We start from the raw sequence: 2146 nt of genomic DNA on the forward strand, positions 1-2146 counted from the left end.
CACTCTCACAGTCAAGCCCCCTTGTGCACTTGCACTCGACACCTGATTGCCAACCAGGCTGAGGGAACCTTTGGGCGCCTCCGTTACATTTTAGGAGGCAACCGCCCCAGTTAAACTACCCATCAGGCACTGTCCCTGACCCGGATCACGGGCCGAAGTTAGATATCCAGTATGACCAGAGTGGTATTTCAACGATGACTCCACGAACACTGGCGTGCCCGCTTCACAGTCTCCCACCTATCCTACACAAGCCACACCGAACACCAATACCAAACTATAGTAAAGGTCTCGGGGTCTTTCCGTCCTTCTGCGCGTAACGAGCATCTTTACTCGTAATGCAATTTCGCCGAGTTCATGGTTGAGACAGCGGGGAAGTCGTTACTCCATTCGTGCAGGTCGGAACTTACCCGACAAGGAATTTCGCTACCTTAGGATGGTTATAGTTACCACCGCCGTTTACTGGGGCTTAAATTCTCCGCTTCGCCGAAGCTAACGGGTCCTCTTAACCTTCCAGCACCGGGCAGGAGTCAGTCCGTATACATCGTCTTACGACTTCGCACGGACCTGTGTTTTTGATAAACAGTCGCTTCCCCCTGGTCTCTGCGGCCCCGATCCCCTCACACCAGCACGTGGTGCTCAAGGTTGGGGCCCCCCTTCTCCCGAAGTTACGGGGGCATTTTGCCGAGTTCCTTAACCATGATTCTCTCGATCGCCTTAGTATTCTCTACCTGACCACCTGTGTCGGTTTAGGGTACGGGCAGTTGGAACCTCGCGCCGATGCTTTTCTTGGCAGCATAGGATCACCGGATCACCCACATCGTGGGCGCCCATCAGGTCTCAGGCATCCAGCCGGCGGATTTACCTACCGGCAGCCCTACACCCTTAGACCAGGACGATTCCATTGCCTGGCCCGGCTACCTTCCTGCGTCACACCTGTTAATACGCTTGCCTCCCCGGTTCAGGTCCCGTGCTCCACGCACCCATCCACCCCCGAAGGGGCAGTGAGGGGCGCTTCAGACGGTTAGTATCACCGGCTCAGCAGGGACGGTTCTTCACTGGTACGGGAATATCAACCCGTTGTCCATCGACTACGCCTGTCGGCCTCGCCTTAGGTCCCGACTCACCCAGGGCAGATTAGCTTGACCCTGGAACCCTTAGTCATCCGGCGGACGGGTTTCTCACCCGTCTTTCGCTACTCATGCCTGCATTCTCACTCGTCCACAATCCACCAGAAGTCACCCGCTGGCTTCACCTCGTGAACGACGCTCCCCTACCCATCCAGAAAACTGAATGCCACGGTTTCGGCGGTGTACTTGAGCCCCGCTACATTGTCGGCGCGGAATCACTTGACCAGTGAGCTATTACGCACTCTTTCAAGGGTGGCTGCTTCTAAGCCAACCTCCTGGTTGTCTCAGCAACTCCACATCCTTTCCCACTTAGCACACGCTTAGGGGCCTTAACCGGTGGTCTGGGCTGTTTCCCTCTCGACTATGAAGCTTATCCCCCACAGTCTCACTGCCACGCTCTCACTTCCCGGCATTCGGAGTTTGGCTGAAGTCAGTAACCTTGTAGGGCCCATCGTCCATCCAGTAGCTCTACCTCCGGGAAGAAACACGTGACGCTGCACCTAAATGCATTTCGGGGAGAACCAGCTATCACGGAGTTTGATTGGCCTTTCACCCCTACCCACAGCTCATCCCCTCCATTTTCAACTGAAGTGGGTTCGGTCCTCCACGCGCTCTTACACGCGCTTCAACCTGGCCATGGGTAGATCACTCCGCTTCGGGTCTAGGACACGCGACTCAACCGCCCTATTCAGACTCGCTTTCGCTACGGCTTCCCCACACGGGTTAACCTCGCCACGTATCACTAACTCGCAGGCTCATTCTTCAAAAGGCACGCTGTCACCCCAACAAGGAGGCTCCAACGGTTTGTAGGCACATGGTTTCAGGTACTATTTCACTCCCCTCCCGGGGTACTTTTCACCATTCCCTCACGGTACTGATTCACTATCGGTCAACAGGGAGTATTCAGGCTTACCAGGTGGTCCTGGCAGATTCACACGGGATTTCTCGGGCCCCGTGCTACTCGGGCAACCTCTCAACAGCGGCGGAACACATTACAACTACGGGGCTCTCACCCTCTA

At 55.8% G+C, this 2146-nt stretch carries 1 rRNA gene; it reads right to left on the bottom strand.

Features of this window, described 5'->3' with window-relative positions:
* Positions 1 to 2146 (bottom strand): 23S ribosomal RNA (locus tag MA879_RS12215); the annotation flags it as partial.

The organism is Micrococcus lacusdianchii (genome assembly GCF_023155805.1).
In the GTDB taxonomy this organism is placed as follows: Bacteria; Actinomycetota; Actinomycetes; order Actinomycetales; family Micrococcaceae; genus Micrococcus; species Micrococcus lacusdianchii.